This is a genomic window from Streptomyces botrytidirepellens, assembly GCF_003721215.1.
Taxonomy (GTDB): domain Bacteria; phylum Actinomycetota; class Actinomycetes; order Streptomycetales; family Streptomycetaceae; genus Streptomyces; species Streptomyces himastatinicus.
Genome location: NZ_RIBZ01000026.1, coordinates 1 through 14,552 on the forward strand (window position 1 = coordinate 1; position 14,552 = coordinate 14,552).

The 14,552-nt window shown below is 71.2% G+C and carries 11 protein-coding genes and 2 pseudogenes; 8 read left to right on the forward strand and 5 right to left on the reverse strand.

From position 1 onward, the window contains the following. The coding region (locus EEJ42_RS01375) for an N-terminal phage integrase SAM-like domain-containing protein (protein WP_246095951.1) at nucleotides 1-569 on the reverse strand (569 nt) is incomplete at its 3' end. A 217-nt stretch (nucleotides 570-786) separates the two neighbouring features. Here EEJ42_RS01375 and EEJ42_RS54420 point away from each other — a divergent pair. From EEJ42_RS54420 to EEJ42_RS01405, 6 genes and pseudogenes are all read left to right on the forward strand, one after another. Beyond that, the gene (locus EEJ42_RS54420) at nucleotides 787-1,365 is read left to right on the forward strand and encodes a transposase (protein WP_123098210.1); all 579 of its coding nucleotides are present in this window, start codon (nucleotides 787-789) and stop codon (nucleotides 1,363-1,365) included. A gap of 84 nt (nucleotides 1,366-1,449) precedes the next feature. Continuing rightward, nucleotides 1,450-2,442: an immunity 49 family protein gene (locus EEJ42_RS01385; protein WP_123098211.1), complete on the forward strand. Its 993-nt coding sequence runs from the start codon at nucleotides 1,450-1,452 to the stop codon at nucleotides 2,440-2,442. A 19-nt stretch (nucleotides 2,443-2,461) separates the two neighbouring features. Further along, on the forward strand, nucleotides 2,462-2,884 hold the full coding sequence (locus tag EEJ42_RS01390; RefSeq protein ID WP_123098212.1) for a PH domain-containing protein: 423 nt from the start codon (nucleotides 2,462-2,464) through the stop codon (nucleotides 2,882-2,884). Nucleotides 2,885-3,064: 180 nt separating this feature from the next. Continuing rightward, nucleotides 3,065-4,020 (forward strand): annotated as a pseudogene (locus EEJ42_RS01395) (IS481 family transposase). A gap of 9 nt (nucleotides 4,021-4,029) precedes the next feature. Next, nucleotides 4,030-4,743: an MFS transporter gene (locus EEJ42_RS01400; RefSeq protein WP_246095952.1), complete on the forward strand. Its 714-nt coding sequence runs from the start codon at nucleotides 4,030-4,032 to the stop codon at nucleotides 4,741-4,743. A 1,149-nt stretch (nucleotides 4,744-5,892) separates the two neighbouring features. Further along, entirely contained in the window at nucleotides 5,893-6,732 is an 840-nt protein-coding gene (locus EEJ42_RS01405; protein ID WP_123098213.1) for a twin-arginine translocation signal domain-containing protein, read from the forward strand. On the opposite strand, the gene EEJ42_RS01410 is transcribed toward EEJ42_RS01405, so the two are convergent. From EEJ42_RS01410 to EEJ42_RS01425, 4 genes are all read right to left on the reverse strand, one after another. Further along, nucleotides 6,733-7,584: a DMT family transporter gene (locus EEJ42_RS01410; RefSeq protein WP_246095953.1), complete on the reverse strand. Its 852-nt coding sequence runs from the start codon at nucleotides 7,582-7,584 to the stop codon at nucleotides 6,733-6,735. It lies immediately after the preceding gene. A gap of 288 nt (nucleotides 7,585-7,872) precedes the next feature. Then, nucleotides 7,873-9,519 (reverse strand): bifunctional phosphatase PAP2/diacylglycerol kinase family protein, encoded by a 1,647-nt coding sequence (locus EEJ42_RS01415; protein WP_123098214.1) that lies wholly within the window; start codon nucleotides 9,517-9,519, stop codon nucleotides 7,873-7,875. Between the two features lie 133 nt (nucleotides 9,520-9,652). Continuing rightward, nucleotides 9,653-12,019, reverse strand: a complete 2,367-nt coding sequence (locus tag EEJ42_RS01420) for a glycosyl hydrolase family 95 catalytic domain-containing protein (protein ID WP_123098217.1) — start codon at nucleotides 12,017-12,019, stop codon at nucleotides 9,653-9,655. A gap of 162 nt (nucleotides 12,020-12,181) precedes the next feature. Continuing rightward, nucleotides 12,182-13,198, reverse strand: coding sequence for a DUF3048 domain-containing protein (locus EEJ42_RS01425; protein WP_246095954.1), 1,017 nt, complete (start codon nucleotides 13,196-13,198; stop codon nucleotides 12,182-12,184). A gap of 178 nt (nucleotides 13,199-13,376) precedes the next feature. Between EEJ42_RS01425 and EEJ42_RS01430 the strand changes: the two genes are divergently transcribed. Both EEJ42_RS01430 and EEJ42_RS01435 read left to right on the forward strand, forming a co-directional pair. After that, the gene (locus EEJ42_RS01430; protein ID WP_184502879.1) at nucleotides 13,377-13,547 is read left to right on the forward strand and encodes a hypothetical protein; all 171 of its coding nucleotides are present in this window, start codon (nucleotides 13,377-13,379) and stop codon (nucleotides 13,545-13,547) included. 362 nt (nucleotides 13,548-13,909) lie between these two features. Further along, nucleotides 13,910-14,395 (forward strand): annotated as a pseudogene (locus tag EEJ42_RS01435) (hypothetical protein); the annotation flags it as partial. Between the last annotated feature and the right edge of the window lie 157 nt (nucleotides 14,396-14,552).

A 14,552-nucleotide genomic window follows, 5' to 3' on the forward strand; every position in this document is an offset into this window, starting at 1 on the left:
GGCCGGGCGGGGTTGCGGTCGAGGCGGTGGTGTTTGACGGCTTCGCCGAGGGCGCTGGAGAGGGTGGCCAGGATCCGGTGAACGGTGACCGGCCCGCGGCCGTGTGCGAACTGGTTCCGTACGAAGGCGGCGATGTGTGCGTAGCCGAGGTCGTCGAGCTTGATGTGTCCGAGGGCGGGGATGAGGTCGGCCTGGACGTAGGCGTGGTAGCGGGCCATGGTGGTCGGTTTCAGCGTCATGGCCTTGGCCTGGAGCCAGGCAGTCAGGTAGTCGCCGACCGTTTGGTTCGGATCGGCGAAGAACCCGTCGCCGTCGCTGGCGACCAGCCGCCGCAGAGCCTCCGAGGCATCGTTCTGCGTGGGAAAGCCGCCGCGGCGAACGGTACGACGGCGATGAGCGGGGGAGGGGAGATCGACGGCAAAGGTCCAGGTGCCGTGATCAGGCTCGTCGGGGAGCCGTGGGCAGCGTGAGCCGAGCTGCTTGTCCCGCTGGTCCCGGCAGCCGCACCGGCGGTAGACGCGCCCGCGAGCGGTGGCGGAGCGCATGGTGATCGCTTCCAAAAGTTGCACATTGAACCACTATGCCCATTGTCGCGCACGGCCCGGGCGATTCTGCGACCACATGCGACCACAACGGCATCTGTAGCCTTTCTGACCTGCGGCGATCCCTTGGCGGGGCGACAAGTGCGGAGATCTACCGGCGCGGTAAAGAAAAATAGTGTGCCAAGCGTCGAAGATCTCGAGTGCCCAGCGGCGCATCGTGCGCGGTATCCCCGGGACAGCCGGGATGCTGGACGAACTCCTGCGCCGCGCCGCCGCTGGCGCGACCAGTACCGCCCCGCCCGCACGGCAGCAGGCCGACCACCAGGCCGCGCTCGACGAGCTGATGCCGCCCGAGCGAGCGGCGGCGGGCCGTCAGATCGCCCGCCGCGACCAGCTCGCCTCCGCCCCGCCGCTGGCGCTACCCCGGCACCCGCCGCGCCTTCTACGCCGCCGCCTGGCTCGCCGCCCGGCTGGAAAGCGTCCCCGGGCCAATCCTTCCGCTCGGGTCGGGCCGAGCAGCCCGTATCACCAGCGTCGCCGCCGCAGCCGCCACCCGGGTCGAAACCGCGCTCCGCATCACCCGTCAAGCTGCCGTCGTCGACTGGCCGTGCCCGCACTGCCGGGTCCTCAGGGGGAGGAGTCTGATCCGGCCGTCGCGAAGGAGGCGTTCGGCCGCGAGACGTACAAGCAGCGCAACGCCGTTGAGCGATGTATCAACAAGCTCAAGCAATGGCGCGGTCTGGCCACTCGATACGACAAGACCGCCGCCATCTACCTCGCCGGACTCCACATCGCCGCCATCTTCATCTGGCCGGCGAGGTGATCCGAAAGAAAACGCTCTAATGCTGTCAGTGCCCGTTGATAACGTGCTCCGTCCAGTCGTGGAGTTCATGAAGGGACGGGGCACGTGCAGGACGTGACATGCCATCAGGTTGACGAGCAGCGGTTGGCCGAGGCGCTCGACGACATCGACGGGCGGGCCTACACGCGGTGGCACTCGCTGCGGTACGGCAGCATCTCGCCGACGCTGATCCGGGCCATGGCGGACGAACTGCTCGACCATGTCGCCGCGCGATCGGTGACGGAGCCGGGGCTCGACGCCGCGGCCCGCACGGTCGCCGCCACCGCCGCGGAGTGTGTGCACGGAGTGCTGAGCATCATGTGCTTCCCGAACGGGGACCAGGAACTCCGGTTTCCCCTCGTCGGGGAGCGGATCAGCACGGACCCGGACGACGACGAGTTCGGGGACGGGCCCATCACCTTCCGGGACGTCGTCAAGGAGGCGCCCACCGCGCGGACCTGGCTCGACATGTTCGAGACGTGTGTCGTCAGCGGGCATGTGTGGGACTGGGAGCGAGTCACCGGGCTGCTGCTGCGCGGCGACTACGCGCCCGCCATCCGTGACGGCGTGCCCTACAACCGGTACACCTCCGTCTCCGACCCCGCCGACCTCGCCGCCATGGACGCCCTGTGCCCCTATCTCACCGAGGCGGCCGGGCATCTGCCCCGCGACTGGCCAACGGTTCCGCTGCGCAAGCCCGACGCCGGGGAGCGCGCGGCGGCCGCCCGGCGGCTCGACGAGGTCGGCGACGCGCTGAGCGCGGACCAGCGGCTGCTCCGCGTACTCCTCGACGACGACCAGCACGCCTTCGAGGACGCCCTCGTCGCCCGGCTGGTCGCGTACCGGGAGAGCGTCGAGGCCGATGCCGGTGATCCCGCGCCCCGGTCCCTCCTTCCCCTCGGCACTCTCGCCCTGGCCTGCCTCGCCGTCCAGGTCCACGGGTGGGAACTCGGTGTCCAGTCCGGGTATCTGCCGTACGGTCTGCTGGGATCACCGGACGCGCCGCGCCGGGCGGCGGAGGGGAACCGGAACAACTTGGGCTACTGGGCCGCCAAGTAGGCCACCCGGAGGGCGGGGCATGGGTGTGACGGGCGTGACGGATGTGATATTACGGGAGTACCGCGCCGACAGACGCGCGCGGCTGAAAGTGCTCGCGCTCATCGCGCTGATGCTGGCGTGCGGGGTGCTCGAGGTGGTCATCAACGACCTGCCGGGCTGGGTCGCCGCGATCCTGATAGGAGTTCTGACCATCGTCGACGGCGTGTGGGCCCTGTCCCTGTGGCGCGCCCGCACGGTGGTGCGGGCAAGCGGGATCGCCGTGGTCGGGGTGGTGCGGGTGCGGAAGTGGGCCTGGCCCGACATCCAGGACATCGTCGTGGAGACGGACTCGTCCCCACCGAGGCAGCGCGTACGTCTGTGCGACAGCCAAGGACGGAGGACCACCCTGCCCCACGTCGGCGAACGCCATCTGCCAGATCTCCACGCCCTGCGACCCCGATAGCCCCGCAAGCGCCGGGCCTCAGTCCGTGTCTTTCGCGATGATCCGAAAGACACGGCCTAGCTGTGCTGTCCCGGCACGTTGGTGACGGGCGACGCGCCGTGAGGGGTGTTTGAACGAGGCGAGGGCCTCTGGTTTCGGTGTGGATTGCGACATCTACCGCCGACGCCCAGGAGGCCCTCGTTGATCCACCGTAACGCCCCGCTGACTCCGACCGGCAGGCTGCGTCTGGCCCGGTGTGTCGTCGAGGACGGCTGGCCCCTGCGGCGGGCGGCCGAACGGTTCCAGGTCAGCCACACCACCGCAGCCCGCTGGGCCGGACGCTACCGCCGCCACGGGGCAGCGGGCCTGCACGACCGCTCCAGCCGCCCCCACCACTCACCACGCCGGACACCCGCCGGTGTGGAGGAGCGGGTGCTGCGGATGCGCCGTGAACACCAGATCGGCCCGCTGCGGCTGGCGGCCCGCGTCGGCGTCGCCGCCTCCACCGCTCACCGCATCCTCCAACGCCACGGCCAACCACCGCTGACCACGCTGGACCGGGCCACCGGCGAACCCGTCCGCCGCTACGAACGCTCCCAACCGGGCGAACTGGTCCACATCGACGTCAAGAAACTCGGCCGGATCCCCGACGGCGGCGGCCACAAAGCCCTCGGACGCGCAGTCGCCCGCAAGAACAAGGGCCGGACCGGCTACGCCTTCCTGCACACCGCCCTGGATGACCACTCCCGCCTGGCCTACACCGAGAACCTGCCCGACGAGAGGGGGCCCCCACCTGCGCCGGCTTCCTCACCCGCGCCACCGCATGGTTCGCCGCCCACGGCGTCACCGTCGAGCGCGTGCTGACCGACAACGCCTGGGCCTACACCAAGAACACCTGGCGGCAGACCTGCCATGACCTGGGTATCAGCCCACGCTGGACCCGCCCCTGGCGACCGCAGGCCAACGGCAAGGTCGAGCGCTTCCACCGCACCCTGCTCGATGAATGGGCCTACCAGCTGCCCTACACCTCAGAAACCGAACGCCAGGCCGCGTTCCCCGACTGGCTGGACTGGTACAACTACCACCGACCCCACACCGGAATCAGCGGCCACACCCCAGCCAGCCGCATCACCAACCTCTCCGGACAACACATCTAGGGTCTCGCTGTGAGTTATCTGCGGCTGCTCAGGCAGCGGCCCGTTCTGATCTTGTGGTTGGCCGAGACACTGTCTGTCTTCGGGGACCGCTTCTTCACCTTGGCGTTGATGTGGACGGTCTGGGACCGGGCCGGTGCCGTCGCCATGGGCGTGGTCGCCATGATCGAGTCGATCCCGCACATTCTCATCGGTGCCTTCGGTAGACGAGTGCTCTCTCGTTTTGCGTCGTTCCGCGCGCTGGCGGTCGTGGATGCCGCGCAGGTCGCGGTGGTGGGTGCGATGCCGTGGCTGTGGGACTCGATCGGCTTGCCGGGGGTCATGGTCGTCATCGTGCTGATCGGCACGGCTGATGCGATCACGGAGCCGAACCGGGCGGCCCTGACGCCGGAACTTGTCGAGAAGGACCAGGTCCAGCCGGTGAACGGCCTCATGGATCTGACGGGCCGGTTCACGTGGGTGCTGGGGCCGGGGACGGCCGCGCTGCTGCTGGCGTTCATCTCGGCGGAGACGCTGTTCTTGATCGACGCGGTGACGTTCGCGGCCTCGGCGCTCGCACTCAGCTGGCTAGCCCAGAGCGAACAGCGGCCAGACGCTCCAGCGTCCCCGCGCCGCGCCAAACCGTGGGCACTTCGAAGACGGGGCCCAGAGCCTCGCAGGCCCCGTCGAGTTCACCGCGCAGGAGCCGGGCGCGGGCGAGATCCACCGACGCTTGGGTCGCGATGAGTAGAGGGCGCTGGTCTTCGGGCCTATTGCCCAAGAGGTGCAGGGCGCTGTGTGCGGCTGCCTCTGCCCCCTCAGAGTTGCGCAGCAGCAAGTAGGTCGTGGCGTTGCTCATGGCAACGCGGTCGTCCGGGAACCCGAACTCACCGCCGATGTCGTCGTGAAGCTCGTCTCGGGCCCCGGTCTGCTGTTCGAGGGCGCTTCGCACAGCACGTTCTGCTCCGGCCGGGTTCCCCAGGTGCCCGTACGCGCGGCCCTCGATCACGGACAGGCGGGTGCGGGCGGTGTCACAGAGTCCCCCGAACCGCTGCGCAGTGTGTACGAGCCGAACGGCTTCAGATGGGCGACCGCCCCAGTAGGCCAGGAACGCGAGCGCACCGTGAGCGTATGCCTGGAGGGGGCCGTGCTCGATGACCTGGCCGTAGAGCGCCGCGGTGCGAGACAGCGATACGGCTGTGGGCAGCCTTGGAACTGGAGAGAGGCGATGTAAATCCATGGGCGACTGCTCAGTAGTAGGGCAGTTCCTGGCATCGCGTAGGAGCGTATGGTGGTGGGCCAAAATTTCGGTTTCCGTGGTCGCTGATATTCCCGGACCGGGTGACGTTACAGGGAAAGAGCTCCATGAGGGCTTATCAGGAATGCTATTGGGCCTGGTGCAGCATGTATATCGTCTTGATCGCCTGCCTCCGGGCCGATGTAGCTCGGGCTCTCGAATTCTGGAGAAGCCCTTTACGGAAAGGTCTGATTACGACCCACCGCAGGGAATCTGTGACAGGCGTCACGGTCTGTGTCCAAATGGTGGACGTGATCAAGGGGGCCGGTGGGTGCTGCCGTTGGCAGTAGCGGTGGCGAAGCTTTCACGGGGTATCCAGGGCTGACACGGGCTTCGCGGGGCCCGCTGGCGTCCACGATCAGAGACTCGGCGGGGCCCTGGAGCATGGGGAGGGTCTTAGGGAGGGGCGGACTCTCCCACTGGGCGTGTTTTCGCAGGTGACTGCGTTGCCCTGATTCTCCGTCCGGTTAACACACCGTCCCGCGCCGGACCTTTCCCCGCCGGGCTCCGTCCCGAACCGTTGACGTCTTCTGGGGGCCGCGGGATTGTGGTGGCTCCTGTTTGCTTGTGTTCGAAGTTTCGGACTTCGGGAGGCGGCCATGCGTGGCGTGTCAGCACCGGGCGAGTCGTACGGACGCAGGAGATTCCTCGGCGGAGCAGCCGCCCTCGGCGGGGCCGCGGCCCTGGTCGGGTGGCCCCGCCCGGCCGCCGCCGCACCGGCGGCGACCTGGGAAGACGTGATCAACGGCTCCTTCGGGAGCTACGGCGCCTTCGAGGCGGAGTGGAACTACCTCTACCCGTGGGGCTCCGACCACAACGGGAGCGCCCGGATGTACGGCAGCTCCACCGACCACAACCACATCACCCTCGCCTCCGGGGTGCTCACCCTGAAGGCCACCCGCATCACCTGGGACGAGGGCACCAGCGGCTCGTCCCCGCACCTGCCGATCCGCTACCACTCGGGCGCGGTGCACGCGAAGAACCAGATCGTGGTGACCGACCAGTTCCCCGACTACGAGGTCAAGGGCGAGTTCCAGGCGCCGAGCGCGGCCGGGACCTGGCCCGCCTTCTGGCTGACGGGGGTCAACAGCTGGCCGCCGGAGAGCGACATCCTGGAGTTCAAGGGCAACTCCAACAACTGGTTCAACACCTTCCGCAGCTCCTCCGACGTGTCCAGCACGATCGTCGGGGTCTCGGGCCCCGGGAACTGGCACACCTACCGCGCCTGGATCACCAAGGTGAACGCCACCGACGTGGACATCCACTACTACTTGGACGGCACCTGGAAGGCCGTCCACCGCGGCGCCGGTTTCGTCGGCAAGCCGCTGTGGCTCATCATCAACCTCCAGATGGAGGGCTCCTCGGGCTCCTCCGGCCCCGGCGGCGACACGTACTACCGGGCCCGGAACGTGTACGTCGGCCGGAACCGCACCAGCTGACTATCCGTGCGTCTGGAGCACCGCCTCGCCGCGGTCGGGGGTGCGCCTGCGGGCCGGGTGCCGGGGCCGGGGGATCCGGCGGGTCAGCCGGGGCGGAGCCTCCGGGGCCCTGGGGCCGGGCGGCCGGTCGTCGGGACCGTCGTCCTCCGGCCGCCGCACGGTGTCCGCCCCGGTCTCCGCGCCGTGCACCGTCAGCATCACCAGCCCCGTGCTCGCCACCAGCGCCGCGAGCAACGCCAGCAGCGTGCCCGGCGTGCCGTACTGGAAGTGCTCGCCCAGCATGGCGATGCCCACGGCCGTCGCCACCACGGGGTTGACCACCGTGGCCGTCGCGAGCGGCGAGGCCAGCCCGGCGCCGTGGTACGACGCCTGGGACAGCAGCACCCCGCTCCCGGCCAGCAGTCCGATCATGACGAGGCTGGGCAGCGCGTCGGCCCAGGAGCCCCAGATGCCCTCCACGGCGACGTTCTTGACGAACACCGAGGAGACGCCGAAGGCGGTCCCCGCGGCGATGGCCAGCAGCACCCCGCGCAGCCCGCCCGGCCGCAGCCACCGCGCGGCCAGCGCCAGCGCCGCGATGGCGGAGAGCGTGACCACGGCCAGCGTGAACCGCTCCCCGTCCGACAGCGCCTGGGACCGCGACGAACCGGTCAGCGACAGCAGCCCCGCAAGACCCGCGGTGGCCAGCACCGCGCCCCGCCATCCGGCCGCGCCGACCGGGCGCCGTACGAACACCGCCGCCATCGGCAGGGCGAAGACGATGGTGAGGGCGCCCAGCGGCTGCACCACGCTCAGCGGCCCGTAGGCCAGCGCGATCACATGGAGGACCGCCCCGGCCCCGTTCAGGGTCACCGCGGTCCACCAGCTCCCGCGCCGCAGTGCACCGGTGGCGCCCGGCGNGCGGTCCACCAGCTCCCGCGCCGCAGTGCACCGGTGGCGCCCGGCGGCGTGGTCGCCGCGACATGCTCCTGGAGGATGGCCCCGGCGGCGTAGCACACCGAGGAGACCAGTGCCAGCAGCACCGACAGCGCGAGCGAGGTCACGTCGAGGCCCCCTGGGCCGATCCGTCATCGTCCATGCCCTCATCCTTGAGGGTCGGACCCCACTCCGTCGTCGTCCTTGAGCACAGACTTCCTCCTACTACTTGCGTAGTACTGCGCGCCACCATTTCGCCTTGGCGGCTGCTGTGCGGGCCCGCTGGAGCAGTTCGTTCTGCGGCTGGGCGGGCCGGTAGACCGTGAGCGCCCCGGGCCGCTTGTCGATCAGCAGCGCCTCCGCCGGCTCCGCGGCCACCTCGCCGTCGTAGGCGCGGGTGTCCAGGGCGTGCAGGCCGGTCAGCCGCAGCTGCCGCATCCGGCGGGTCGTATAGACGCGCGAGCGCCCGAGCGTGCCGGTGAGCGCCGAGAACAGCAGCCGGGTACGGGCCAGCGGCTGGTCCCCGTCGATGGCCCGGACATCGAGCAGCCCGTCGTCCAGCTGCTGGCGGTACGCGGGCGCGAACCCCTCGGGGGAGTAGCCGCCGTTGCCGACGAACAGCACCCACAGCCGCCGCGGGTGCCCGTTGACCTCGATCTCCATGGGGGTGGCCGTGCGCAGCACCCGGCCGAGCGCAACGGCGGCCGCGGGCCACTTGCCCAGCCGGTCCTGCAAGCTTTCGCGGATGCGGACCAGCTCGGGGTAGAAGCCGAGGCTGAAGGTGTTGACGAAGTGACTGGTGCCGTCGCCTTCGGCCCCTTCGGCCCCTTCGGCCCCTTCGGCCCCTTCGGCCCCTTCGGCCCCTTCGGCCCCTTCGGCCCCTTCGGCCCCTTCGGCTCCTCCGGCGAGCGGGGTGGCCCGGGCGAGGTCCACGGCGATCGCGTCGCCCTCGGTCACCGCGTGTGCGGTGTCCTCGAAGTTCGGCACGCCGATGTCCAGCGCGAAGTGGTCGAGGGTGCCGCCGGGGAAGACGGCCAGCGGCAGCCCGCGCTCGGCGGCGAGCGCGGCGGCCGCGTTGACGCTGCCGTCCCCGCCGCAGATCCCCAGCGCCCCGGCCCGCTCGGTGGCGCGGTGGGCGGCCTGGCCGAGCAGCGCCATGAAGTCGTCGTCGGGCCCGCACTCCACGATCTCGGCCGCGGGCAGCAGCAGTTGGAGCTGCTCGGCGTCGGTGAACCCGCCCGCCGCCGCGGCGTTGCCCGCACCGTGGTTGACGACCACGACCAGCCCCTCGCCCTTGGGCATGGCGGGCGCCGAGACCCGCGGCCGGGCCTGCGCCGGGACCTCCGGGCGCGGCGGCCACCAGCGGCAGGTGAGCGCGGCGGCCCCGGCCCCCAGGGCGACCCCGGCCACCACGTCGCTGGGGTAGTGGACGCCCACATAGACCCGGGAGGCGGCGACGGCGGCGGCGAGCGGGGCGACCAGCGTGCCGTAGCGGGACGACTCGATGGCGACCCCGGTCGCGAAGGCGGCCGCGGAAGCGGAGTGCCCGGAGGGGAAGGAGCTGGTCCACGGCTGCCGACGGAGCCGCCGGACCAGCGGCACGGCGTCCATCACCGGGCGGCGGCGCTCCACGGTCCACTTCACCACCATGTTCGACGCCAGCGAGGCGGCCGCGAGCGAGCCGACGCCCCGCAGCGCCGCCCGCCGCGCGGTGCGCCCGCCCGCGATCCCGAGCACGGCGGCCGCGCCGAACCACAGCTTGCCGTGGTCGGCGGCCCGGCTCAGCCGGGGCAGCAGGGGATGAGCGCCGCGCAGCCGGCTGGCCGCGACCCGCGCGAACAGCTGCCGGTCGATGTCACTGATCGGTCCCATGCCTCATGGGTAACCCGGAATGGCCAGGGCACGCCTCACCGGCACGCGCTGTGATCCATCCCCCTCGGTTCCGTGCGGTGCGGGGCGGGACCGTACGCGCGTACGGTCCCGCCCCGTATCACGTGACGTGGCGTCAGGACGCGGGGAGCCCCCAGCGCGGCGCCGCCTCGTTCGGCTCGACCGGCCGGACCCGCATGTCCGGGTGATCGCCGCGCGCCGTGATCACCGCCTCGTGCCGCCTGCCCAGCGCGATGCGGATCGTCCCGGCGCCGACGTGTTCGTACGGCAGCCGCCGCCCGTGCTCGTCGTGCACCTCGATGCTGCCGGGCAGGGAATGCCGTACGACGCAGGGCGCGCCCGCCTCGCTGCGCAGCCGCACCCAGCGGGTCACCCCGCCTTCGCGCGCCGCGCTCAGCAGGAACGCGCCCTGGGTGCGGAAGTCGTGCACCACGAGTTCGCGCCAGGCGGCGGGCAGCGCGGGGAACACCCGGATCACCCCGCCCCAGCTCTGGCACACCATGTCGTGCAGCGACTGCGCGGCCGACAGCGGGGTCTCGATGACCGGGCCCGACTCCTTGTACAGGGTGTTCGGCTGGATGAAGCGGGTCATCAGCTCGCCCAGGTACTTCAGCGCGTCCTCGCCGCGCCCCATCTGCGCGGACATCGAGGCGGCGCCGGTGAAGGTGTAGCCCTGGAGCGCGCCTTCGAAGCCGACCCAGTGGTTGAGGGACGTCTCGATCAGCTCGCGCTGGTCCGGGTCCTCCCAGGTCACCTCGTACAGCGGATAGACGGCGAGCATATGGGAGTAGTGGCGGTGCGACTTGGCGAACGGGACGCCCGCGCCGATCATGAAGCCGTTCTCGTCGACCGGGTACGGGGTGAGCTTCGTGAGCACCTCCCGCCAGCGCGGTGCCGACGGGTCGTCGACGCCGAGGATCTTCGCCGAGTCGAGGAGCGTGGCACAGCCCCAGCGCAGCAGCATCAGGTCGTAGTTGCAGTCCGGGGCGTTCACCCCGTACTCGGGCGAGAAGGTGGCGGGCAGGTGCAGCTTGCCGTCGCTGCCGGGGGTGAGGAAGTGGAGGTAGTACGCGACGGCCTTGCGCAGCAGGGGGAAGACCACGTCCCGCAGGATCGCGATGTCCATGGTGTGGCGGTAGCTGAGCCACACGTTGTGCAGCGCCCAGGTGAGGTTGCCGACCTCGGGGGTGGGCGGATCCTGGCCGGGTATGCCGACGGCGAAGCCGCCGTTCGTCACCGAGGCGCCGTTGACCAGCTGCATGTCGGTGGTGCGCGGGATGCCCGCCGAGTCCTTGCGGTACGGGGTGTGCAGCTGGTTGGACAGGTTGTCGCGGAACTCGCCGAGGGCGCGGGTCACCGCGTCCAGCTCCAGGTGGTTGGAGCCGTGGATCAGCCAGTACTCCAGCTGCACATTGAGGTTCCACCAGGTGGCGGGCCACGGCGTGGGCTCCAGCCACGGCCCGCAGGTGGCCATCACGGGCGCGTCGGCGCGGGCCGCCGAGGCCACCTTGTAGAGCTGGATCCAGTAGAAGCGCTGGAGGCGGGCGTCGGGGAGGGAGAGGAAGCTCTTGCGGTAGTACGCGTGCCACCAGGTGCGGTGGGTGGCCGCCAGCGCGTCGTACGGCAGCGCCGACGCGGCCCGGACGGCCTTCAGCGCGCGGTCGCGGGCGGTGCTGCGGGGGTGCGAGTGCGCGACGGTGACATGGAGGGTGCGGCGGCCGGAGCGGGTGCGCTCGCGCCAGGCCGTCACGTGCTGCCCGCCCGCGAGCAGGGGCTGTACGGCGGCCCGCATGCCGTGGTGGTCCTCGACGGTGGCCGGGGGGTTGCCGGTGTAGCCGTCGGGGACGGGCTTGAACGCGACACGCGGGCTGATGGCCTCGGCCGGGTGGAACACCCAGCGGAACCCCGTCTCGCCGGGGGTGGGGGTGACCTCGACGGCCATGACCGAGCGGGAGTTGTGGACCAGCGCGCGCAGGGTCAGCGTGCCCCGGTCGGTGGTGATCGTGCCGGTCAACTCGGCGTCGCGCAGCCGCAGCCGCCAGTCGACGGCCTTGATCGTGCCGACCGGCTCCAGGGTGAAGTGGCCGATCGGAAGCCGGGCGAGCCCGAAGAGGGAGCCGAACTCGGGGCGGTGGTCCTGCACCTCGGTGTGCTGGATGGTGAAGCGGACGGCCCCGGCGGTGTCGGGGTCGGCGTAGATGCCGGAGCCCAGGAGGGCGTTGCCGAGGTACGGACCCTCGTACCAGGTCGTGGGCATCTTCTGCCAGACCATGTCGGCGTCGTCGAGGACGGTGGTCCAGGGGTCCGCGTCGGATGACGTCCGCCGGGCGGTGTCCGGGGCCGCGCCGGAGGCCGCGCGCGCGACCGTGGCCGGCGCGGTGAGCCCGATGGTTCCGGCGGCCATGGCGCCACCGACGACGGTTCTTCTGGTGGGTGCGGTCACGTACGTGCCTCCAGTTCCTCGGGCTGAACCACTGGGCATGATGCAGCCCTTCCGGAGGAACCGGAAGTCCTCGCGCACGATAAACATCGGATGGGCAGCCCGGGACGGTGCGTCGAAATGCCGCCACGAGCCTGCCGAAGGGGCAATACCTCGGATCTCCCCGGCCTCCGGCGCCGCCCCCGGTGCGGCGGATCAACGGGATCAACGGGCCGTGAACACCACCCACACCGGGCCCGGCGCGAACGTCATCCGGTCGCCGTCCGTGGTGGTGAAGGTGGTGCCGCCCCCCGCGCCCGGCCGGGACCAGCGGGTCTCGTACGCCTTGCCGTCGCGCAGCACCACCGCCTTGCCCGAACCGACCGTCTCGGTGAAGGGCGTGACGCTGCCGAGCACATCGTGGAAACGCGACGGGCGCACCGTCGTGTGCTGCACCACGACCGTGGCGGCGCCCAGCCGTCCGCCGTCGGTGGTGCGGGCGGGGGAGCCGTCCATCGCCACCAGCCACCGCTTGTCCGCGGCGGACCAGGTGAAGGTGAACCCCGCGGACGGATAGCGCACCGACTGCCGCGTCTTGGGCTCCCCGCCCGGTGGCGCGGCGCCGAAGCGGAAGCCGATGTCCGAGGCGTCCGAGGCGTGCGGGGCGAGGCGCAGCGCGGTCTCGGGGCGCACATAGAGGTTGTGCGGCGCGGGGTGCTCCGTACCGCGGACATAGGCGCGGGGCGCCGTGGCGGGCGGCAGCGGATACAGCGGCGCGGCCTCCACGGTGGACCGCAGCCGGGACTGGACGCCCGAGTACGCGAGCGCCGGGCGTCCGAACTGGCGCAGTAGATCGAGGTCGCTCTCGCGGGCGCTGCGCACCGGTCCCACTTCGGCGGGCAGTCGGCTGGAGAAGACCGCGAGCATACGGCTCAGCCCGCCCTCCACCTGCTCGACGTAGACGATGTCGGCCGCGCCGAGGCCGGTCTGGGGGCGGGCCTGGCTCGCATTGTCGATCTTCACGGCGAGGACGGGCGCGGGTTTCGCGGACAGGCCGGTGAAGGGGAACTGCCCGGTGGCGGGGGACCGGGCGTGCTCGGTGGGCCGGGTCCGGCCGCCGCCCTGGCCTTGGTCCTGGCAGCCGCCCAGCAGGGCGAGCAGGGCGAGCACGACGAGCGCCGCGAACAGCGGGCTCGCGGGCCGGGTGCCCGGTGGGCCGGGCCTCATCCGTTCGGCGGACATATGCCCCACCCCCTCCCGTCCCAGCTCACCACGGATGGGGACCTGCGGCCACTTGGCGCGGAGCATTCGGCCGGGGTGTTCGTTCCTTGTCCAGTCCTCGGGAATCGACGGGCGGAGCCTTCAAGTGCTCGTTAACCTGACGACAGATCCGGTTCAGCCGACCACGAAGGAGTGTGCGGTGACCCCCGAGCAGACCACGAGCGACGAGTCACACGCGGAGAACGGCGGGCGGCGGGCGGAGCCGCCGGAGGTGGGCAGTCTGGAGGTGTGGGCACGCTCCGCTCCGATCCGCCTCGCCGGTTACGAGGACGACTTGGCCGAGCCGCACATTCTCCAGAGTGTGGACTGAGCGGCGCCGCCCATTCGCTTCATTGCGGAACAATTCGGACGGCCGTCATTCAGCCGATTTCGGCGCGGCCCACGAGGGGTGATACCCCCGCTGTGCAGCAGGAGCATTCGAAGGGCCTGTTCCGGACCAAAAATGGCTTCGGCCGCGCAGCCGGTCCGGACGACGCTGTCCGTGAACCGGCGACAGGGGGAGGGAATCAGCCGTCGGGGAGGGGAGCCCCGGCCGCGTGACGCCGCGTTTCTGAGGACCATTCATCGCTCATTCGCCTCGGCACGCCGCCATCGGTGTGCCGACGCGCGCCATTCACCGGTCGGCGCCGCGCGCCCTGCGCGGCTGCCCCTGGGGGGAGTTCACCATAGGTCATCGACCTGCGGGTCCTGGTCCTGGACGACCACGGTCCCGCGACCGCCGCCATCACGGCCGAACTCGACGGCTCCGGCACCCCGTACACCACGGTCGACCTGACCGCCTCCGGGCGGTCGCGCATCGACGCCGCGTTCCTCAGCGACACCGTCAACGGACGGCCGCGCGCCACGTAGCAGGCGGTCGTGGTCCCGGGCGACAATCCGTTCGGGGACGGTTCGGCGGAGATGGCCGCGCTCACCGCGTACGAGAAGAAGTTCGGCATCCGCCAGGTCGACGCGTACACCTACGCCCGCCCGCCTGTCGGCCTCAACCCCCCGCAGAACCCCGGGTACGCCGGATCGCTCGACGGCCGTACCGCGAAGGTGACCCCGTCCGGCGCCGCGGGTCCGTTCGGCTACCTCGACGGCACCGTTCCGTTCGAGGACAACGACCCTGACGTGACCGAGAGTTATGGCTATCTGGCCGTCCCGCTGGAGCGGGCCGGACCGTGGACGTGGCCACCGCCGACCCGGCCGAGCCGGCCGACGCCCTGCGTGCCCTCGCCCCCGACGCCGTGATCAACTGCGCGGGCGCGGTCGGCGGCGGCGCGGTGGCGCTCGCCGGGGCCAACGCGCGCGGCCCGGCCGTCCTGTGCGAGGC

Bases quoted from the DNA above. Each gene is read 5' to 3' on its own strand.
- EEJ42_RS54420 (WP_123098210.1), top strand. From the start codon at position 787: ATGCTGGACGAACTCCTGCGCCGCGCCGCCGCTGGCGCGACCAGTACC.
- EEJ42_RS01420 (WP_123098217.1), bottom strand. From the start codon at position 12,019: ATGCCCAGTGGTTCAGCCCGAGGAACTGGAGGCACGTACGTGACCGCA.
- EEJ42_RS01390 (WP_123098212.1), top strand. From the start codon at position 2,462: ATGGGTGTGACGGGCGTGACGGATGTGATATTACGGGAGTACCGCGCC.
- EEJ42_RS01415 (WP_123098214.1), bottom strand. From the start codon at position 9,519: ATGGGACCGATCAGTGACATCGACCGGCAGCTGTTCGCGCGGGTCGCG.
- EEJ42_RS01425 (WP_246095954.1), bottom strand. From the start codon at position 13,198: ATGTCCGCCGAACGGATGAGGCCCGGCCCACCGGGCACCCGGCCCGCG.
- EEJ42_RS01405 (WP_123098213.1), top strand. From the start codon at position 5,893: ATGCGTGGCGTGTCAGCACCGGGCGAGTCGTACGGACGCAGGAGATTC.